Source organism: Bacillus sp. ATD, from assembly GCF_050585765.1.
Taxonomy (GTDB): Bacteria; Bacillota; Bacilli; order Bacillales; family Bacillaceae; genus Bacillus; species Bacillus stercoris.
Genome location: NZ_JBOBQH010000008.1, coordinates 195404 through 214720, shown reverse-complemented (window position 1 = coordinate 214720; position 19317 = coordinate 195404). Strand labels below are relative to the sequence as shown.

Below are 19317 nucleotides of genomic sequence, written 5' to 3'. Positions count from 1 at the left end.
ACAATGAGTTTTTAAACTTGAACCCACAATTTTTTTTAATTCCTCATTCTGTTGTAACCGTCTGTAAAACTCATCTGCATCCATATTAACTCCATATGGCAATTTAAATCCCCCTTATAACCGCAACCAGCTTGCTAATTCATTATCCTTATCTTTTAAATCCTCAGCCATTTTAACAATAAACTCACTAATATCCTCTAAATCTCTAATCAAATAATGAAGAGAAGCTTCAGTTTGATACTGTTCTTCTGAGTCATAAAATGCTGCCCCATCTTTCACATAAGGTGCGTGAAACAATACAGCTTTATCAACATCGCTTGGATCTAGATCCTTGAATTCTCCTAGTCTCTTCCCGCAAATAGATTTTACGTCATAAACCATTTTGCTGTGATCATGAGGGAATCGTTCAATTGCTTGTTTCTTTGTTTTTAAGTCTTCGATAGCTGCCTGTAATCGTTTAGCTAATTCTTTTGCATACTTTGCATCCACTTTAATTGTCTGGCCATTCATGCCTGAGAAAGGTGAGAATGATTCGATATTCTGGTTATAGACACCGTGGCTGCCATCAACACTCTGGATATTACCATTCTTATCAAATGTAAAGTTCGAATCATTTAAACTATGAGTATCAGGATTTTTTGCAAATGCTTGGCCATAGAAAGAAGTAATAAGGCTCCCTAAAACACCTGGAATACCTAGAGACGTATTAAGTCGGTTTGCACGATCCTGACGTGCGATGCTTGGGTCTTTCGTGTATATAGTTGTTCCGTTGTGTCTGTCGTATTCTAAAAACCAACCTGAACCCACCATATCATCAGGATTAATGATTGCTTTATGATACAAATCAAATTCGCCATTTCTGATTTTCTTCTGTGTTTCTTCATCATGCAGCTTAACAATGGAAGGGTTATTAAAAGCCACACTGTAAACGTTGTTGTTTACACCAGCATATTCTGCATCTGCTCCCCCAAGTGAGTGACCTGTTGTCGAAATCACTGTGTTAGCGCCAGCATACTTTTTCACTTCATTGGCAACAATCTTATCACCTTGATCAAATTGAGATGTCTTAGTGACAATTTTGTATTCTCCGCTCTTAATCATCATTGCTTGTTCCATGCTACCGTTATACTTGGCAATAGCTTTAGAATTTTCAGATGCATCTTTTTTCATTATGTATTGGACTTTCTTTTTCGGGTCTTTACCCATTACTACGTTGCCGCCATCTGCACTTATAACATCAGCTTTGATTTGTTCCTGGTTTGTTCCTTGAAAACCTACAACGACATTTTCTGGCTCTTTTGGTTTTACCCATTTACCTTCTTTTTTCTTGGCTTGGACAAATACGTAAACATCTAGGCCTGTGTCTGGGTCTTTTTTGATTTTATCTATGAAATATTGTTTTCCTGAATTAATCTTCACGGGTATGTTTTTCGAGAAATGTTTTTTCAAATACTCATCTCGATATGTTAGTTGACTAATACTATAATAATCTTGGTCAGATATATTAGGAACCTTAGCCTTCTTGCTCATGTACATTGACACACTCCTCATGTAAAATAAGCACTGAAAGGATGGTTTTATGAAAAAATACATTATTATCCTGTTGTCAGCAATCATCATTATAACACTTGGAGGAATATACATGAAACACCAATATGATGAAAAGAAAGAAAAAGTTAAGACTGCAGAACTAGAGCTATTTGATAAAGCTAAAAAACGAATGACTGATTACATAAATGCTAACTATGAAGGTATAGATAAAATTGAGTTCTCGGACAAATATGAAATAGATCCAATGGGTGGTATTAATGCAGAGGGGTATTTGAACGGTAACAAAGAAAAAGAGTTTTGGGGGATTTATGACAAGTCAAATGACACTATAACATCATCTTATGTTGATGCTAAAGAAAAGCCAGAATGCGAAGATAAGCCATGTGAGTATTAAGTAAAAAAAATGCTCTATCCAGTTAAGGATTGAGCTTATTTAATCCTGAATTGCTGTTAACTCAAATTTGGGTATTTTAACTTTCTTTATTTATCTATTCAAAATGATAAAATTCTTCAAAAGAAACCAAGGGAGGTCTCCCTATTGCGATTAAACATATATACAATTATTTTCATTATTCTTGCTGTAGCATCTAATTTAATTTCTATATTCGTATTTCATCAAGGTATTTTAGCGTATGTTCTTGCCATTATCTTTTTATTAGCCGCTGGATATTCTACAAAATTCACTAAACCCAAAGATCAAAATAAACCAAATTGACTAAAAAAGAGAGAGAAGAAAATTAATCTTCTTCTCTCTTTTTTCCCTTTTCCATACCTCATCAAGAACAAAAGCAACGATAATAACAACCCTTCACATTAATGTGAGGGGTATAATTTGTTTATAATTTGTTATCAAACAATTGTTTTATTTAATTGATACTCCCTATTAAGTTTCTTTAGTTGTCCAATACTAACTTCATATTTGCTCCCCGATACTCTACTAATTGTTTTCATTTCTTCCTTCGGCCCAAAATAAATAACTTTAAAATCATCATTCTCGTATTGAACCACAAAAAAATCGTCAAAGTTATCAAATGTATTTTTATTAATAGGAATATTACCACTTGATGATTGAGCTGTTGTTTTTACACTAATACGTCTGCCATCACTTACAACATCAAAACCATGTTGATTAGTTTTGCGAGCTAAAGAGCCATTGGTTTGAATTGCGCAAATGAATTCACCAATCCTACCAGTTAAATGTCTCAATTCTGTAGGCTTACAGTTTAATATATTCATTTCATATCTCAAGATTTGATTATATTCATTATAAAGGTTTACAAGTTGTTCTTTACTAATGATTTCAGCTTGATCATTTATTTGGTTAGTTATAGGTGCTTCTCGGAGTGATTTAACACCGTTTACCCATTCGCCTACAAGAACTTCCTTTTCTTCTCCTTTTGATTTTCGGAAAATAAGTCCCGTATATAGAGAGTCTTCACCTAAGTACTTGTACGAACTTCTATTCACATATTCAAAGAGGTGCTTATTAAAAGAAATCCCCTTATTATACCGGTTATAACAATAATCAGATAAAATAACGCTATCCGGATTAGTTCCATATTTCTCTTGAAGGATTTTCTTTACTTCTTGAGGTGTAACTAACTCATTGACTTTATTAGGTAAAACGGTTTTTATTTGTTCGTAAATTGTCATCATATTTCCCTCTAATCGTTAAGTTTTTTTCATTAAATGCAGGATTGAAAATATAAAGTGTTCTCTAATTATTATTATCGTATGTAATCGGAAAATGTTTGAATAGGGAGATTAAGAATTCCAAATGTGAAAAAGAAAGAAGCTGTCAAATTATTGACAGCCTTGAATGAAACTATATGCGTTATCCTACTTTGATTTTTTAGCAGCATAACGTAATATCTCTTTAGCAGCATTTATTCGAACCATTGCATCATCAGACAGCAATTCCTTTTCCAATGTGCTTAGGGATTTATTTATCAAATCATCCAATTTAAAATTAAGCGCTGAGTTATCAGGTTCTAACCATTTATCCAATCCGGATTTCTCAAAAGGATATTTAAATTGAGTAATTGTTCCTCTATTCCTGAGCAATTCCTGAAGTTCTGGTACCAAGTCAGATTTGTTTAGGATTACAAGTAAATTCGCTTCTCTTTGATGACACATTCCATCGATATCATTGTCATATTCCTTTACATACTTATAATCTCCAACTTCAAATACAAATACTTGATCAAGATTATTAGAAATTAAAACCAAGTCTTCATTTTTTACAGTGTTTACAAATGCATTAACTGCACCCAAATAATTTGCTAGTTGTTGTCCTTCATATTCATATTTCTCAATCAGAAGGTCTCTTATCTCTTTTTTGCTCTTGTTGGTTAAATCACCTATACCTGGCCATCCAATAGCCACGAAGGAAAGGCCATTTTCATTCGAGTTAATAAATTCATTCAGTCTTTCAATTCCATGAGGTTTTGATTTCATTTGAAAAATATTCACATTATAATTGAACATACTTATGTCCCTCCTTAACCCTCACACATTCCTGAGGGATGATATGATTATAATATAGCACATCCCTACGCCCTGATCAACCCTAAAACACCCTTACGATCTATTAGGGTTTTTAGGGTTTGTGGATTCTTCAGAATATAAACAATAAAAATACCCCTTCACTTTACTGTGAGGGGGTTACTTAGCTCTTGTTTGTAAGCTTAATCCATTGATTTTTTTATGTTACAAATCAAAACCATCTATTTGTTTTGGTGATTATGATCTTTAATTGTTACCACCGTACAAATTGTGTTTAACAACCTTACTACATCTGTTTTTGACCATAAAGATGAATCGTCTCTCCCATGTAAAATCCAATTTCGATTTAATAAATCTAACCTGTCATCTTCAAATTCATGCCCAATAAATAAACGCTCTGATAAGTACTTTATAAGAGAATATGTTGCAACGTCCATAAAATCTGTTTTCTCTTTATCAAATTTAGAATTATTTTTCTTACGCAGTTTTGTTTCCCAATTAGTAATCAACCTTTTTCCAACGTCTGAACTTTGGACAATATCACTAATTTCCCCTTCGATTATCAAGATCGCAGATGGGATACATAGTTTATACAAACCTTTCTCAAAAGCCATGTACATTTCTTTAAGTAGATCATGGTGAATTTCATTAACGTTTTCAAAAATAAATTGCTTTGCTGTCCCTAGAAAATCTTCCTTATATTTATTGTCCTCACTATATAAAGACATAAAGTGTTCATCAATCTGATCCTTATTTAAATCTAGTAACTCTTTTGAAAACAATTCATCTGCAGGCAAATGATCCACATATGTCCAACCAAAATTTGCAGTGTGATTTAGAACAGGTTTTAAGTCTTCATGTATTATTGTTTCAGTATCAACAACTAACCTAGATTCACTTAGAATCTCTTTAAATTGCACTATTGGATTTATTATATTATCCACTGACTTTGGTATATCTGCAATCCTTTCACTAAAAGAAACTAAATCAAATATACTTTTCAAATAATCCACTACCTTTCTAAATAATCACAAACATCTATTCTTAGATTATGGTGCATTCCGAGGGAAAAATAAACAAAAAAAAGGCGTACTTCCCACTCAATAAATGAATGAGAAATACGCCCCTGTTATACCATATTAAAATTCAACCCTTTTCCTTTCAGACCATTTGTGATTTGCTTATAAACTAAGCTTGCAGTCTCTTTAGCATTGTTGGCTTCAGTGATTGTAAATTGAAGTTTTACATCATTATTAACCGTTGAGTTTTCAGTGTTATTGTTCACTATGGAATTTGGTACATTCGTCTTTACATTTGCATTTAGGTTTGGCAATCCAAGTTTCCCAGCTGCAAACGATACAGAACTTAGAATATCTTTGTACTTGCTTAGGTCGGGTTTAACTTGCTTCTCAGCTTCTAAATCACTATTAGATAGCTTACGTACTTCTTTAACAGCTTGAAGCATGTTCTCAGTATCTGTCTTATTTAAGATCAGTTCTTTGTCATGCAGGAATGCAAGCTTACCAGCGCCTAAGCCTGTTCCTGTGTATCCGCCTGTATCAAATGACGATACCTTTTTACCGGTTGTGTTCCCCTTAACTACTGCGGAGAGTGCATTTGAAGCCTCTTTTAGCTTATCAATAAGGTTGTTTGAAATACTCTTACCGATAGACTCCATATTGCTGTTAATAAACTTTGAAAACTCGTTCAATTGCTTGGTGATATCAGTTATCTTTCCATTCATGAGTTTGTCTTCAATCTTCTTAAATGCTCTTTCGTCATTCGTTAAATTGTCGTACTTATCATTTATGGCGTCCTGATCTTTTTCAAGCTGATCTTGTAGAGCTTCTTTCCGTTTTGTATTGCTGCGGTCTAATGAATTCGTCTAATGCTTCCTGTTGTTCTTGGAGCTGTTTCTCTAGGTCTTTGACTTAAGCTTTCGCTTCGTCAGAATCATCCATTGAAAACTGATTAAGCTTATCTTTCGTTTCCTGGATGGCTTGATTCTTCTCTTTTAGTTCCTTCTGATACTTAGCTTCGTCACTTCTTTGTCGATTTCATCAATCTTATCTTGTGTCGCTTTCCAGTAATCAAACTACATTCGATAGATATGGCCATGCAACAATATAATCAGCTGATAAGCCAGCTGATTTTCCCAACAATTTTGATGCTATACAGGTAAATGAATTCGAAGCCAAAAAATAAGTTCGCCAACAACTCGCGAATTTGATAAACCGGCTTTATTAAAGCAAAGTAAAAAACCCTTGCTATGATTCCGACTGGGCTCGAACCAGCGACCTCTACCCTGTCAAGGTAGCCGCAAGTGATCCGATAAGTCAATCGGTAAGTCAAACGTTGGTATATCAGCGTTAAGTCATCGTTAAGTCAAACAGTTTTTATTTCGATATTACGAACTATAGCGTATAGCACCGCCACCGCGCAAGTCCACGTACCGTAACCCGCAATATTATTCAAACGCCTTTCTGAAACGTTCCATAAGCGATCCGCCACGATTTAAGCGCGCCTTAACCGTTCAAGCCGCCTTCCTAAACCCAGCGTATAAGGTAGTCGTCGAAACGTCTAATTTCGTGCGATTTCGCTTTCATAATCGTTGCGTGCCACGCTTCTACGAATGGCGCCGCATGATCTTCGAGTCTGATCGTTCTGTCTACACTTGCTTTAGCGCGCAAAAGAATTCCGTAATATTTATAAATTTTATCTGCGTCAAAGTAGCGAGCCATTGCGTTATAGATTTCGTTAGGCAGCGCGCCTTTTAACGCTTCAGCCAGTACAGTCGCCGTATCTAATACGTTATTTTTGTTTTTAGAACGCTTAATTAAATCCGATGGTTCGTTTTCGGCGCTTCAACTGTTGGCTCCGTAGGCTTCTCGGCTTGTCAGCGATTGGACATTGTCGATTGGTCATCCTCGGCTTCACTAGCGTTATTAACCGGCAGGATCACGATGATGTTCGCGCCTTTTCCTCCGTTAATCTTCCGCGTAGTAGCAACCTTCTTTACGATGCCGAGCCCCGCTAATTTATTCAGCGCCCGCCGCGCCGCCTTAACGGATTTCTCGATCAGGCCCGCCAACGTTTCCGCTTTAAGATGAGCCGCTCCGTTAAACTTAACCGCGTACCTTGCGATCATCTTAAGCGCCCGGCGATCCGTATCGTTAAGCTCGTATGTATTGCGTTTGATATGTTCGTAAACAGATTCGTTAAGTTGATCCGTCGAGTCGAACGTTTGGTGTTCCGCTAAGTATTGCATAACAATTCCGCCTTTACGTATATTTGTTAATACGTCTTTTACTCATACGCGAATTAATCGTCAATAACAAATTACGCTTTTGCGAAATTTATATTTTACGCTTTTGCGAAAATGAAGTTTTGTACTATAATTAAATAAAACGAATGGAGGCGTAGTAGTGAGACGAGTAGTTCTTCGAATTGACATGCTGATGGATCGATATGGACTAAACCAAGGGGAATTCGCCGAAAAAGTCGGTATCAGACCTGCAGCGATTTCACAACTTTCTCGAAATCACGTGGTCCGTATTTCAATCGATCATTTAGAGCGAATTGTAAATACATTTGAGATCGATGATATTCGGGAAATTATCGAAATAGAGAATATTAGGTAATGCGACTAACACCTACCTATGAATTTAATATATAATGGAATTAATAAATTATTAAGGAGAGTTTTATGAACCACAATTTTATACTTATTGATTTCTTAGACGAAGTTAGATCCGGAATGGCTCTCGCAACTGAAAGACGCGCCAATATGGTCGCTACTGAAAGAGGGGCTGTATCATTTCTTACTCTTAATTTTCAAAATAATCATGCGCATATAATCTCGAAGATGAAAAAAAGACAGAGGCTTGCGGAGAATATTGAGGTATACAATTTTCACGAGCACTTCTACAACCTCCCTGGGCACCTTTCCGATAACGTTAGTTCTCCAGAGGTTGAGTTGTTCGAGGATGGCTTCTCCCACTATATAGACGACGATCGTCCTAATACAAACGGCTACAGATACTATGATAAAGAAGGCAACTACGTAAAGTACAAGCTGTTCGACGAAAAAATGAGACTTAAATTCATTGATTACCGTGACCTTAATCTTCAACGTACTCATAGAGTTGAATATGATCTTAATGGCAGAAAAAGACGTGAGATTAGATATAATCTTCAGAACAACAAGCCCGCGTTTGAAAAATACTATGACATTAATGGAAATTGTTATTTATCTGTTTGGGTAAACTCATCAGGGAAACGAACAAAGTGTGTTCTTCATGCTGGAATTAACAAGGCATTCAATCATATAACTGATGCACACGTCTATTGGGTTGAGTCTATCCTAAAGGATTACACGAATCCGTTTTTAATGCTGGATGAATTAGGTTTATTAGATGTTTTCCGCAAGGTAGGAAACGATTGTCACAAAATTGTAACACTACATAATACACATCTTGATAAACCGCACGTTAAAGGGTCTCCATACAGACGCGTGTACAAAGAGATATTTGACCACAAAGACGAATTCGATGCGATTGTTTTCTTAACTGAAGAGCAAAAAAGAGATGTTGAGGAAGATTACGGAACGGATGAGCGATTTGTTGTAATTCCTCATGCTGTTACTCTAGATAAAGGCGCGATATTAGATAAGTCTATTGAACGAAACCCTAAATCGGCCATAACACTAGCTCGCTTGGAGGACAGTAAAAATATTGCGGACGGAATTCGTGCTTTCCGTATTGTGGTCGACGAAATTAAAGACGCCGAGTATCATATCTTTGGTTATGGAAAAGAGAAGGAAAATTTACAAGCGTTAATAAAGGATCTGCATTTAGAAAATAACGTTCATATACATGGGTTTACGCATAACGTTAATAGAGAAATTCAAAAACACGGGCTGTCTATTATGACATCTCGATTCGAAGGATTCTGCTTAGTAATTATGGAAAGTCTAGCCAATCAAACGCCCGTAGTGAGTTACAGAACGAAGTACGGTCCGGAAACACTCATTAGAGATGGGAAAGATGGGTACTTAGTAGAATATAATAACTATGAAGAAGCTGCAGAAAAAGTGATCGAATTAATGAAAGACAGTAAGCTGCAGAAAAAGTTTGCCAAAAATTCGTTAGATGTATACAAACGATTTAGTTATGCTCGCTATAAGAAGAACTGGCTAGACTTATTTAAACAGCTTTCGAAATAAGAACGCATAAGGGAGTTTTCATCATAAAGATGAAATGGTGTATGTAGCCGCTGAGAAGATCGGCGAGAATGAAGTATATTAAAAGAAAAAAGCTCTACCCAATAGGGACTGACCCCCGTTTTTGAGACAGGGATCAAAACACCATTTAAAGCCAATTGCCGATAGCTTATCGGTGATTGGTTGTTTAGTTTGGTTTGAATACGAATATTGTTATAATAATGAATGTACTCTATGACAGTGCGTTCTACGATGGCGGTCGTAGTTCGATCAATGCTGTTAAGATAGAACGTTTCAGACTTTACTGAGGAATGAAACGATTCGATGGAGGCATTATCAGCGAGCTTCTCTTTGCGGGACATGCTCATGGTAATGCCTTTTGTTTTAACAGCTTTTTGATACTCGTAAGATGTATACACAGAACCTTGGTCACTATATAACACGCAGTTCTCAGGCAGCGTTGGTAGCTGATCAAGTGTGTCTAATACAAAGTCCTGTGTCCTGCTTATCCCCAATCGTAAAAGCAATCACTTCTCCATTGTATAAATTCACAATATACTGGAAAGGTACAATTGTTTCTGTTCATAAGGCAAATATGTGATGTCCGTTATTAGTTTTTCAAGAAGGCGATCAGACTTAAAGTTCCGATCCAATATATTATCGACCACGGCATATGGCTGCCCATTCTTCTTACGCTTTTTCACCTTAACCCGGCACTGCCACTGATTTTTCTGCATAATACGTTGAACCGTTTTATGGTTAATACACATTCTCTTTTTTAGTATGGCTGTGATTTTTCGATATCCATATCGATACTTGGCTCTCGACACAACGTGCCGATTTGTTTTCCAAATAGCGCTTGGGATGATCCTTCATTAGATTCTTCTTCTAACGATAATAAGACGCTCGAGCGATACCTACATGAATACAGATATCCTGCACGGTCATTGTGCTGTGCAACATTTCTACAATTTCGACTGATGTTTCGCTATCAACTTCCTTTCCAATTCGTTGTACTTTTTTAAAACTTCATTCTGTTGTCTCAGGTGACGAATCTCTGCCTGCAGTTTCTCTAATTCGGAAGAATACTCCGGACCTTTTCCATAAGTGTATTGCTTTCCAACAGGCTGTTCAAATCGATGTGTATCCCCAGTCTTATGCCATCTAACCCATGTCTGAATCTGTGTCTTATTCTTAATATTCAACTCCTGCATAATCTCTTTCATAGGTACACCTGCCAATCTCATTTCTACAGCCTTCTGTTTCACTTCTACCGGATAACTCACTCTTGTCCCCATAGAAAAAACACCTCCAAGTCTTTCGGATAACAATCATCCGTATTCAATTCTTGAAGGTGTTTTTATTTGTCTCATCTTATGGGGTCAGTCCCAATAAGGCTAGGGCTTTTATTTTTTCCGCATCCAATCTATCGCTATATTCTGCTTACACTTACGGCAAGTTACGTTATGTTTTCCATACATGACAAAGTTGTTCTTAAATTCACATTGCGGACATTCTAAGCGCTTACCACCAACGAAGGCTCCTAAAAGAAGAAATACGCTAATGGCGCCGAGGCCAAGTCAAGGCAAGATGCCGATAATTGTGACGATCAAAATAACACTCAACAATAAAAGTGCAACCGAGCATCCCCATAATTGAACGTGGAACCCACCGTCCCGAACCACTTAATAAAATGCTATATTTTATATGGACCAATGGAACATGAATGGGTACCATGTACCTGACCCTGTATTAGGATTCCTGGTATTAATAATTTTGACTCTGCCATTTGGCTGAACTTGCCAGTTACACTGGTATCCTGAACTGGTAACCTGCACCATCTGTATGTTACGATCAGGAGCTAATTCCTTAGGAAACTCAAGGTATTCTGTATTAAGGTTGGATACATTTTTTAGTGCTCCATTTAGCTCTACCAGATTGCCGATTCTTCTTATTCTTGGCACAGTGTCAGCGCCATATGTCTTACACCCGTTTAACAGAGTTACGTTTAAGTAGCCAGTATCTACTTTATAGATTGGGATTTCTGTTTCTAACGCAACGCCTCTAGGGGAATTATGAACAAAAATAAAGCATTCTCCGTCAATGATCTGAGCTAAGGATAGTCTCCCTTTGTACTTGCATCCGCCCTCGTTTTCGTAGTCATAGTTAACTGCATCTGGTAGCCGTCCGGGGAATTTACTATTGACAGCTTTTGCAAGACTACTTTTAGTATAGATGAAGGAATTTACTAATTGTCCTGCTGTGTTGTATACAGTGATAGCAGATTTTCCTTTTTGAGCACCTTGCGTTATGAAGATATAACCATTGTTCACAACAATACCCTGAGATTTTTCAGTTAATCTGCCATAGTTATCTGTCCTAATACTATTAACCAGTACAGGGTTTCCTGCTTTTACACTCTCCCAAGTGTAAATGTATATATTTTTAATAGTGTCAGTCCATACATCAGATGTGACAAAGTAATCCCCATCAACGTCAGATTTTGCTTTTCCTTTAATAGGAAAGGTGCTCCCTAAGACACCAGTTTCATAGTTGAATATAGCCGCAGATTCTTCATTTTTGGGTCGTACGATAAAACTTAGTTGATCGTTCTTATTATAGAAGTAAGGTAGAGATTCTGTAAAAGACCCACTATCAATTGGGATATTTTTACTACTCTTAAGTTTACCATTAAGGTCCCGTACATCAATACGAAGTACTGTTCCTGTGTTTTCTTGATTGGCTACATAAATCTCTTGTCTTTCTTCATTAATTGAAACACCTTGAATCCACGTCTTCATGTCTTTCTTATATCTGACTGGGAAAGAGCAAAGGATTTCTGCACTGTTTATATAAGCTAAGGGGTCCCTCATTATTTCCCTCCTTTTGTTTGTGTCTAGTATTTCAGTAGAAAGTGCGTCTGTCTGTGCTTGCGATTAGCTTTATCAGACCATTAATATCGTTCATGCGTTTTATTTGCTCAGTTGTCGCCATACCTTAACCCCCTATCCCCGGAAAAACTGCGATTACAAAGAATAAAACCATCGCCCCATTGAGCCAACCGTTTGCCTTGTCTCTTTTTGCAATAATTGCGTCATTGCCTATCATTTTCAGATCATCAGCCTGAGCAACGATCATAGGCACTTGCTCGACATTAACCTTTTGTTTGCTTTGCTCTTTCATAGTGTGAAGAGTTGTTTTGAAAAGCAGCTTTGTATTTTCATCAGCTTGCGGCAAGTATGTTTGAATGAATAACTCGTCATTTGCAACGTAGCCGCCCGTTTTTCTGATTACGGGATGACTTCATGAGTGATCCACCTTTTGAATTGTTTAGCCTCTGGTTTGTTACTAGTTAAAATAAGTGAATACAAACCAGCTTCATAGACAACTGTTTTTTTTTGATTACGGCCTAATGAATCGGTGAGGTAAACTTTACTTACCTCGTCTTCGTCGAGCCGGGACACTGCTACTTTGTGATTTGAATGACTTAGTACATTGCAGACATCCTTTGCGACAAACCAAGGTTGGCCATCCTTTCCAACTGTCCGAACCTACTGTTCTTGATAATTGAATACTTTTTGTAATTCGTTCATTCATGAACCTCCTTAGAAAAAGTTGTCATTCACTAAACGAAAATTTTCGTTCAGTAGGTTCCTTGCTATTGCGCTTGTTTCATATTTGCTTGTTCCTGCGCTTCAATCCACGCATCTATGTTGTGCTTAGTGGGGAAAATACGTGTGCGCACTCAGAAGTGAGGAATTTCTTTTTCACGAACCATTGTGTAAATCGTGTCATGATGAACACCGAGGTATTCAGCAGCTTCCTGCAAGGTCATTGTGTTGCGAGACATTTCTACACCTCCTACGCTGCAATTTTACTCTTTTCGTGTAACTTTTCATCAAAAAAAGTTCATTTACATCACCATCTAGAAGCTCAGAAATTTGTTGGGCTTTCTCAAGGCTGGGTTTTGTGCGACCCATTTCTATGTTGGCATAGCCGCTAGCATATCTATAACCAGGTTGTTTCGCCATGTAAGACTGAGTTTTTCCTTGAGCGAGTCTTGTATCTCGAAGTTTTCTAAGCATAATATCTTTCCACCACCTTACTCTATATGTGTAACATTTGTTGATCTCATCATAAAATACACACGGTGGGTAAGTCAACATAATTTTATTCTTTTTGTGTAACTATTTATTTATCTTGTGTAAAACGTGTTAAAATTTACACACCAAATGAAAAAAGGTGTATAAATATGGATAATATAACAGGGAAAGTCTTAACCGAATTACGAGAAAAAAAGGGTTGGAGCAAATCTCTAGTTGCAAAGAAATTAGGTCTTAAAACCATGTCAACTTATGCAAACTGGGAATATGGTTTGCGAAAGCCTGATGGTGAAATGCTTGTGAAAATTGCCAATTTATATGGCGTAACTACTGATTATATTCTTACAGGCAAAAGACCTAACAGCTTTAATAGTGACTTATTCGAGGATCCTGATTTACAAATCGCCTTTAAAGATGCATCTGATTTTTCAGAAGAAGCACGAAGACAAGCTATCGATTTTATTAAGTATTTGAAAGAAAAAGAAAAAAGTCGCAAATCTCCGAATGGGGAGAATGATTGACATTCCTTGAAGCAAAAGTATTGCTATTTTTTTATTATCAACTGAAGCAAAAAATAATTACATAACAAACACATTATTCTTTATTTATTATTATTGTTTTATTTTGTTTAGTTTAATTAGTTCTGAACACTTCGCCTCAAAATTTGAGGTAAACTATTCAGTTGAAATCATTTCAACCGCAAATTTTGAGATAATCCATTAAGTAAATTCACCATCTTATCCCCGTTGATTTTAAGAATTTATTAACATTTTTGGCGAAATCCTCTTGAATTTTTGGCAGTTTTAGCCGATTATTAATAGGTATTCTAATTTATGAACTGGGGGAATCAGGTTGAAAAAGTGGTTCTTATTATTCATGTCTTTAGGACTATCATTAGCGTTGGCAGCATGTAGCTCGACGGATGATGTCTCTACAGGGAGCAGTGATTCAAAAGACAAAAAAACTGAAGAGACTAAAGATGACGGCTCTAAAAAAGTCGATGCAAGCAAACAATCTGCTGAAGCTCTGGGAATGAAAGTTAACCTGGGCGATGTAAAGATCATGAAAGACAAGATAAACGTTGGTATAAACATTGAAAATACTACTGACAAGGTCCTGACTTTCTATCCAGACCAAGGAAATGCAGTAATTGGCAGCATGCAATTATCAGCAAACATGTTCTTGACTGATGGAGAAGTTGGCGGTGAAGTTCAAGGCGGCGTTAAACAAGAAGGAGTTCTTGAGTTTTCAGCTCCTGATGGAAAAGAAATTGATGTTAATAGCGTTAAAGAAATCAAATTGAACTTCGGTGATGTTACAACTGATGACTTCATGAATACTAAAGCAGTAACAATCAAAGTACCAGTTAAGTAAGGGGATTTTGAAATGAAAAGAACAACTGAATTTGTTTTAGGTCTAATTGGTGGAATTTTTGGATTTATAGGAGCCTTTTTGGCATTAATTGTTGGTGGTCTTGATGCCTCTTTTAACTCATCTGGCACAAGCGATATTATCGGTTTAGGTTGGGGCGCTATCTTCCTCTCCATTCTTGGTATTGTTGCTTCTGTAATTATTAGAAAGAAAGCAAAATTGGGTGGAATTTTACTTCTTATATCTGGTATCGGTGGCCTGATTTGTATTTCTTTATTTTACTTACTGCCTGCTGTTCTTCTCATTATCTCAGGCATAATGGGACTCGCAAGAAGAGACAAAACAACGACTACAGCAGCGTAACGAAGAGCCCTTCAAAGGGCTTTTCTTTCACACTAAAAACAGAACATACGTTCCTATCAGGTGGTGCTATTATGACAATTCAATTATCTCATCTAGAAGAAGAAGTAAAGAAGATTTATACAAAATTGAATATGTTTACTCCTGAAGAAGTTGACATGGAACGGATTGCGGCTGCTTTTCAGATATGGATACACTACGAAAAAAAGGCAGCAGCATGTTTTGTATAAATGGTCTTTATAGCATGGTTTTGGATTCAAGGACTTCTCATCAACAACAATGGGAGGACTTTGTCCGTGAGCTCGGGCATGTGATTAAACACTGCGGGAACCAATTCAATATGAATCGTATGTTCCGCCAGCTTCAAGAGTATCAAGCCAATAGTTTCATGTATCACTTTTGTGTACCGACATTCATGCTCGAAAAGATTTCGTTGCCGCGCATGCAATCGGAGGCTATAAAGTTAATTGGAGATACCTTTAACGTCACATACCCTTTTACAGCTAAACGGCTTGAAATGTACAAAAGAAAACTGTTTTCTATTCTCTGGCATCAAAAGCTTTATCAAGCAAATTAATTTGAACAAGGAGGTAGCCACATGGTTAGTATTGAAAGGCGCAGTGAAAAATCTTTTAGATTAATAGTCGAAAATGGATATGATGAAAACGGTAAAAGAGATAGAAAAAAGAAATCGACTCGTATCGAGATCCAAAAATATTAAAGTCTAAACGGAAATTACAGGAGTATCTCGAAGATCAACTGGACCGTTTCAGAATTGAAGTAGAGGCCGGCGAGTATATTGCTCCTGAAAAACCTACTGTCGAATCATGCAGTGCAGAGAAATGGGTCGAAAAGAAACTCTTTAATAAAAATGGAAAGCCTTACTCTTTTACAATATCTGTTAAGTGTTCAAATCACTTAAACAACCACATTCTCCCTGCATTATGTCATAAAAAAATAGACAAAATAAAAAGTCTTCATATTGTTGATTTTATTGATATTTATCTAAAGATGGAGCTAGAAAAGATGGAAAGCCTGGCGAATTAGGAGATCAAAGATATATTTAAAATTCTGCAAGCATTGTTTAAATCCGCAACAAAGGAATGGAAATTGATAAAAGATGATCCTATGGAGGGATTGAGTTCACCTGAAGCTGAGAATAAGGAAATGAACTTTCTTGAATCAGAAAAAGCAGCTGAATGTATTAAAGTGTTGTATGAAATAGATATTAAATGTCGTTTATATTATCTTGCAGCTCTGATCGGCGGGCTTCGTAGAAGAGAAGCTCTTGCTTGCGAATGGCATTTGGATATAGATCGGGACAAAGGTAGAATATACGTAAATAGATCAATTTCTAAAACAATTAATGGAGAACCCCATGTCAAAAGTCCAAAGTCAAAAAGTTCTCAACGATTCGTTAAAATGCCTGATTTTTATATGGATGAGTTGGCTAAATATTATCGCATATGAAAAAGAAAAATTGTTGCTTAGCGATGCCTGGGAAGGCGGAGAACATCAATATGTATTTCACAGTGGTAAAGGAAAACCTTACTATTATACAACCCCTACCGCAAAATGGACTAAAATAAAAAAAGAAGTACGGCCTAAAAGATGTTCGTCTTCATGACTTGCGGCATACTATGGTGGCCCTCCTCATGGAAGCTGGCGAAAGTCTCAGTTGCTATCCAAAGAAGAGCTGGACATGCCAGTGCTCGAACAACTAGTGATATTTATGGCCACGTTACCGAGAAACTCGAAAATAACACAGTAAAACAATTTAACCAGTTCGATCCTAGAAACCTAGCACAAAAACAGAGTTGATTTTGAAATTCTTCTTCAAAATCAGCTCAAAAAAATAATTTCGCCCCCAATTCGTCCCCAACTCGATGAATGATGACAAAATTAATAAATAAGCAAAGTAAAAAACCCTTGCTACGCAAGGGTTTAAGCTATGATTCCGACTGGGCTCGAACCAGCGACCTCTACCCTGTCAAGGTAGCGCTCTCCCAGCTGAGCTACGGAATCATGATATGTATGTGTTGCTGGGTATGTTGTTGTCTTTCTGACAAGTTCTATTATATAACCTTCCCTTTTATTCGTCAACTGCTTTTTTAGAAAAACTTTTTCCGGACTTGCTGTTCTGTTCCCCGGCCATTATAATATGTCTTAATTTTCTAATAACAGGGGTGATGGGGTTTTGCATTCTTTGATTTCTTCCGATGATTTTTGGGTATTGTGGGGGTTTATTGCGGTGTGGGCGGCAGTGAGCATCGGGGTGGAGCAGCGCTTTAAGTGGGCGTCCGCTGTGTCGGGCGCTATTATCGCGCTTGCAGGTGCTATGGTGTTTACAAATGTAGGAGTGCTTCCTGTTGAGTCGCCTGTATATGATACCGTATGGTCTTATGTAGTGCCGCTGGCGATCCCTCTTTTGCTGTTTCAGATCAATGTGCGGCAGATTTTTAAGGAAAGCAGGCGTTTGCTGTTTATTTTTCTGATTAGCTCTGTCGGCACTGTGCTTGGGAGCATTCTTGCTTTTTTTCTTCTCAAACAGCATATTCCTTATCTCGATAAAATCGGCGGGATGATCAGCGCCTCTTATATCGGTGGCGGGGTCAACTTTGCGGCGATGGCGGCAAAATTTGAGACGCCTGGTGAATATGTGTCAGCTACCGTTGTGGCTGATAATTTTATGATGGCGCTTTTGTTTTTTATTTTAATCAGCATTCCTGCACTCAAATGGTTTCAGCGGCATTATGCCATGCCGTTTGAGGAGAAAGTGAAAGCCGATGGAAACAGCGGAAACAGTGCTGAAAGCTATTGGAAACGGAAGGATATTTCCTTAAAGGATATCGCATTTAATGCCGGTGCTGCTTTCGCGCTTGTTGCGGTAAGTATGAAGGTTTCCGGTTATTTTAAAAGCATTTTTTCTCATCCCCTGCTGACCGGTACGCTTGGCGATCAGTACCTGGTGCTTACGTCTTTAACTGTTCTTATCATTTTTCTTTTCCCGCGTTTTTTTGAAAGGCTCAATGGATCTCAGGAACTTGGAACCTTTTTGATTTATTTGTTTTTTGTAGTGATCGGCATTCCTGCAGATCTGCGCTTAATCGTTACCAATGCGCCTCTTATTCTATTATTTGTGTTTATCATTGCGATCACCAATTTAGCGGTTTCCTTAGCTGTCGGAAAATTGTTCCGCGTTCGGCTTGAAGAAATTCTGCTCGCCGTCAACGCTGCTGTCGGCGGACCGACGACTGCTGCTGCGATGGCAATTGCCAAGGGATGGCGGGAGCTTGTCGCCCCAATCATGCTTGTCGGTACGCTCGGCTACTTAATCGGCAACTATGTTGGCACTTTTATGGGAAATTGGTTTTCTTCCTTCTTATAAAAAGGATATTTGCATTTCCCTGAGAATAATGTAAGAGGAATCTGACATGAGAACGGAGAGATCACTGTATGCTAAAAGGAAAAACCATTTATGTAAGGCCTTTAGAAGGAAAGGATGCCGAAGAAAATCTGCGGCTGCAAAGTGAAAATCGAGATTTCTTCGAACAGTTTTCTATGATACGCGCAGACGATTATTATACGGTTGAGGGGCAAAGAAAACGAATAACCGAGTATCAGCAAAGACTTGAGAAAGATGAAGAATATCATTTTGGCATCTTTACAGCGTCAGACGATAGATTAATCGGGACGGTTTCGCTCTTTCAAATCATCCGCGGATCGCTGCAAACTGCGTTCATCGGGTATTTTTTAGACAAAGCCCATAATGGAAAGGGAATTATGACAGAGGCAGTCAGATTGGTTGTTGATTATGCGTTCCGCGAATTGAGACTTCATCGGATTGAAGCCGGTGTGATGCCCCGTAATCTCGGGTCCATGCGTGTTTTAGAAAAAGCGGGATTTCATAAAGAAGGCATCGCCCGAAAAAACGTAAAAATTAATGGCGTTTGGGAGGATCATCAAGTCCTCGCGGTTTTGAATCCTGATGATGAACAATAAAAGAAGCCGGGCCATCCCCGGCTTCTCAGCGTGTCGACGAACCCTCGCATTCGTTGTCAGTCCTGCGCGTTAGTGCTCACGAATTATAACATTCGCTCCGCTCCAATGCTCGTCCTTCTAAGCTTCAAAGGTTTTCAATCACGCAGAAAAGATGACAAAATCCTAAAACAGAAACTGTTTTAGGACTTTGTCTACAATCTGAGA

At 37.6% G+C, this 19317-nt stretch carries 20 protein-coding genes, 1 tRNA gene and 6 pseudogenes; 12 read left to right on the top strand and 15 right to left on the bottom strand.

All coding sequences use genetic code 11. The features are described 5' to 3' along the window. Positions 1-114 precede the first annotated feature (114 nt). Positions 115-1536 carry a lipase gene (locus ACQXR1_RS17675; protein WP_430772583.1) on the bottom strand — a complete coding sequence of 474 codons (1422 nt, stop codon included), beginning with the start codon at positions 1534-1536 and terminating at the stop codon, positions 115-117. A 43-nt stretch (positions 1537-1579) separates the two neighbouring features. On the opposite strand from ACQXR1_RS17675, the gene ACQXR1_RS17670 reads away from it, so the two are divergent. Then, complete coding sequence (locus tag ACQXR1_RS17670; protein ID WP_286018001.1) at positions 1580-1945, top strand: DUF1433 domain-containing protein; 366 nt, start codon at positions 1580-1582, stop codon at positions 1943-1945. A gap of 455 nt (positions 1946-2400) precedes the next feature. On the opposite strand, the gene ACQXR1_RS17665 is transcribed toward ACQXR1_RS17670, so the two are convergent. The 6 genes and pseudogenes from ACQXR1_RS17665 to ACQXR1_RS17640 form a co-directional block, all read right to left on the bottom strand. Then, positions 2401-3204, bottom strand: coding sequence for a DUF7225 domain-containing protein (locus ACQXR1_RS17665; protein WP_430772582.1), 804 nt, complete (start codon positions 3202-3204; stop codon positions 2401-2403). Between the two features lie 186 nt (positions 3205-3390). Then, entirely contained in the window at positions 3391-4038 is a 648-nt protein-coding gene (locus tag ACQXR1_RS17660) for a hypothetical protein (protein ID WP_430772581.1), read from the bottom strand. Between the two features lie 239 nt (positions 4039-4277). Then, entirely contained in the window at positions 4278-5060 is a 783-nt protein-coding gene (locus ACQXR1_RS17655) for a hypothetical protein (RefSeq protein ID WP_430772580.1), read from the bottom strand. Positions 5061-5185: 125 nt separating this feature from the next. After that, positions 5186-6139 (bottom strand): annotated as a pseudogene (locus tag ACQXR1_RS17650) (phage tail tape measure protein); the annotation flags it as partial. A gap of 463 nt (positions 6140-6602) precedes the next feature. Next, positions 6603-6797, bottom strand: coding sequence for a hypothetical protein (locus ACQXR1_RS17645; protein ID WP_430772579.1), 195 nt, complete (start codon positions 6795-6797; stop codon positions 6603-6605). Between the two features lie 155 nt (positions 6798-6952). Next, the gene (locus ACQXR1_RS17640; protein ID WP_430772578.1) at positions 6953-7324 is read right to left on the bottom strand and encodes a helix-turn-helix domain-containing protein; all 372 of its coding nucleotides are present in this window, start codon (positions 7322-7324) and stop codon (positions 6953-6955) included. 157 nt (positions 7325-7481) lie between these two features. Here ACQXR1_RS17640 and ACQXR1_RS17635 point away from each other — a divergent pair, with 157 nt between their 5' ends. Further along, a complete protein-coding gene (locus tag ACQXR1_RS17635) occupies positions 7482-7697 on the top strand; it encodes a helix-turn-helix domain-containing protein (protein WP_014479487.1) in 216 nt (71 codons plus the stop codon). A gap of 65 nt (positions 7698-7762) precedes the next feature. Further along, positions 7763-9280, top strand: a complete 1518-nt coding sequence (locus tag ACQXR1_RS17630) for a glycosyltransferase (RefSeq protein WP_082090369.1) — start codon at positions 7763-7765, stop codon at positions 9278-9280. 146 nt (positions 9281-9426) lie between these two features. On the opposite strand, the pseudogene ACQXR1_RS17625 reads toward ACQXR1_RS17630, so the two are convergent. The 7 genes and pseudogenes from ACQXR1_RS17625 to ACQXR1_RS17595 all read right to left on the bottom strand — a co-directional run. Beyond that, positions 9427-10575, bottom strand: a pseudogene (locus ACQXR1_RS17625) (IS3 family transposase); the annotation flags it as partial. Positions 10576-10980: 405 nt separating this feature from the next. Next, positions 10981-12150, bottom strand: a complete 1170-nt coding sequence (locus ACQXR1_RS17620; RefSeq protein ID WP_430772577.1) for a hypothetical protein — start codon at positions 12148-12150, stop codon at positions 10981-10983. Between the two features lie 34 nt (positions 12151-12184). Next, positions 12185-12271: pseudogene (locus ACQXR1_RS17615) on the bottom strand (hypothetical protein); the annotation flags it as partial. Positions 12272-12274: 3 nt separating this feature from the next. Next, complete coding sequence (locus ACQXR1_RS17610) at positions 12275-12460, bottom strand: hypothetical protein (RefSeq protein ID WP_430772588.1); 186 nt, start codon at positions 12458-12460, stop codon at positions 12275-12277. 107 nt (positions 12461-12567) lie between these two features. Beyond that, a pseudogene (locus ACQXR1_RS17605) lies at positions 12568-12768 on the bottom strand (BRO-N domain-containing protein); the annotation flags it as partial. Positions 12769-12935: 167 nt separating this feature from the next. Next, positions 12936-13127 (bottom strand): annotated as a pseudogene (locus ACQXR1_RS17600) (helix-turn-helix domain-containing protein). Next, complete coding sequence (locus tag ACQXR1_RS17595) at positions 13090-13308, bottom strand: hypothetical protein (RefSeq protein WP_430772587.1); 219 nt, start codon at positions 13306-13308, stop codon at positions 13090-13092. The pseudogene ACQXR1_RS17600 and the gene ACQXR1_RS17595 overlap by 38 nt, the downstream one beginning before the upstream one ends. 221 nt (positions 13309-13529) lie before the next feature. Here ACQXR1_RS17595 and ACQXR1_RS17590 point away from each other — a divergent pair, with 221 nt between their 5' ends. From ACQXR1_RS17590 to ACQXR1_RS17560, 7 genes and pseudogenes are all read left to right on the top strand, one after another. Beyond that, positions 13530-13901 carry a helix-turn-helix domain-containing protein gene (locus ACQXR1_RS17590; RefSeq protein WP_076457849.1) on the top strand — a complete coding sequence of 124 codons (372 nt, stop codon included), beginning with the start codon at positions 13530-13532 and terminating at the stop codon, positions 13899-13901. A 331-nt stretch (positions 13902-14232) separates the two neighbouring features. Then, entirely contained in the window at positions 14233-14754 is a 522-nt protein-coding gene (locus ACQXR1_RS17585; RefSeq protein WP_430772576.1) for a hypothetical protein, read from the top strand. 12 nt (positions 14755-14766) lie between these two features. After that, positions 14767-15114 (top strand): DUF4064 domain-containing protein, encoded by a 348-nt coding sequence (locus ACQXR1_RS17580; RefSeq protein ID WP_010329852.1) that lies wholly within the window; start codon positions 14767-14769, stop codon positions 15112-15114. A 71-nt stretch (positions 15115-15185) separates the two neighbouring features. Continuing rightward, a pseudogene (locus tag ACQXR1_RS17575) lies at positions 15186-15688 on the top strand (ImmA/IrrE family metallo-endopeptidase). A 21-nt stretch (positions 15689-15709) separates the two neighbouring features. Then, a complete protein-coding gene (locus tag ACQXR1_RS17570) occupies positions 15710-15832 on the top strand; it encodes a hypothetical protein (RefSeq protein ID WP_430772575.1) in 123 nt (40 codons plus the stop codon). Then, positions 15802-16158, top strand: coding sequence for a hypothetical protein (locus ACQXR1_RS17565; RefSeq protein ID WP_430772586.1), 357 nt, complete (start codon positions 15802-15804; stop codon positions 16156-16158). The genes ACQXR1_RS17570 and ACQXR1_RS17565 overlap by 31 nt, the downstream gene beginning before the upstream one ends. Positions 16159-16221: 63 nt before the next feature. Next, positions 16222-16581 carry a hypothetical protein gene (locus ACQXR1_RS17560; RefSeq protein WP_430772574.1) on the top strand — a complete coding sequence of 120 codons (360 nt, stop codon included), beginning with the start codon at positions 16222-16224 and terminating at the stop codon, positions 16579-16581. A 482-nt stretch (positions 16582-17063) separates the two neighbouring features. On the opposite strand, the gene ACQXR1_RS17555 is transcribed toward ACQXR1_RS17560, so the two are convergent. Beyond that, a tRNA-Val gene (locus ACQXR1_RS17555) sits at positions 17064-17136 on the bottom strand. A 172-nt stretch (positions 17137-17308) separates the two neighbouring features. On the opposite strand from ACQXR1_RS17555, the gene ACQXR1_RS17550 reads away from it, so the two are divergent. Together ACQXR1_RS17550 and ACQXR1_RS17545 are read left to right on the top strand one after the other, a co-directional pair. Further along, complete coding sequence (locus ACQXR1_RS17550) at positions 17309-18499, top strand: DUF819 family protein (RefSeq protein WP_430772573.1); 1191 nt, start codon at positions 17309-17311, stop codon at positions 18497-18499. Positions 18500-18567: 68 nt separating this feature from the next. Next, on the top strand, positions 18568-19113 hold the full coding sequence (locus ACQXR1_RS17545) for a GNAT family N-acetyltransferase (protein ID WP_227098391.1): 546 nt from the start codon (positions 18568-18570) through the stop codon (positions 19111-19113). Positions 19114-19317 lie beyond the last annotated feature (204 nt).

Coding starts and splice junctions, on each gene's coding strand:
- ACQXR1_RS17590 (WP_076457849.1), top strand. CDS start 13,530: ATGGATAATATAACAGGGAAAGTCTTAACCGAATTACGAGAAAAAAAG.
- ACQXR1_RS17595 (WP_430772587.1), bottom strand. CDS start 13,308: ATGGCGAAACAACCTGGTTATAGATATGCTAGCGGCTATGCCAACATA.
- ACQXR1_RS17665 (WP_430772582.1), bottom strand. CDS start 3,204: ATGACAATTTACGAACAAATAAAAACCGTTTTACCTAATAAAGTCAAT.
- ACQXR1_RS17545 (WP_227098391.1), top strand. CDS start 18,568: ATGCTAAAAGGAAAAACCATTTATGTAAGGCCTTTAGAAGGAAAGGAT.
- ACQXR1_RS17630 (WP_082090369.1), top strand. CDS start 7,763: ATGAACCACAATTTTATACTTATTGATTTCTTAGACGAAGTTAGATCC.
- ACQXR1_RS17580 (WP_010329852.1), top strand. CDS start 14,767: ATGAAAAGAACAACTGAATTTGTTTTAGGTCTAATTGGTGGAATTTTT.
- ACQXR1_RS17670 (WP_286018001.1), top strand. CDS start 1,580: ATGAAAAAATACATTATTATCCTGTTGTCAGCAATCATCATTATAACA.
- ACQXR1_RS17610 (WP_430772588.1), bottom strand. CDS start 12,460: ATGAAAGAGCAAAGCAAACAAAAGGTTAATGTCGAGCAAGTGCCTATG.
- ACQXR1_RS17645 (WP_430772579.1), bottom strand. CDS start 6,797: ATGGCTCGCTACTTTGACGCAGATAAAATTTATAAATATTACGGAATT.
- ACQXR1_RS17570 (WP_430772575.1), top strand. CDS start 15,710: ATGGTTAGTATTGAAAGGCGCAGTGAAAAATCTTTTAGATTAATAGTC.
- ACQXR1_RS17675 (WP_430772583.1), bottom strand. CDS start 1,536: ATGTACATGAGCAAGAAGGCTAAGGTTCCTAATATATCTGACCAAGAT.
- ACQXR1_RS17640 (WP_430772578.1), bottom strand. CDS start 7,324: ATGCAATACTTAGCGGAACACCAAACGTTCGACTCGACGGATCAACTT.
- ACQXR1_RS17660 (WP_430772581.1), bottom strand. CDS start 4,038: ATGTTCAATTATAATGTGAATATTTTTCAAATGAAATCAAAACCTCAT.
- ACQXR1_RS17620 (WP_430772577.1), bottom strand. CDS start 12,150: ATGAGGGACCCCTTAGCTTATATAAACAGTGCAGAAATCCTTTGCTCT.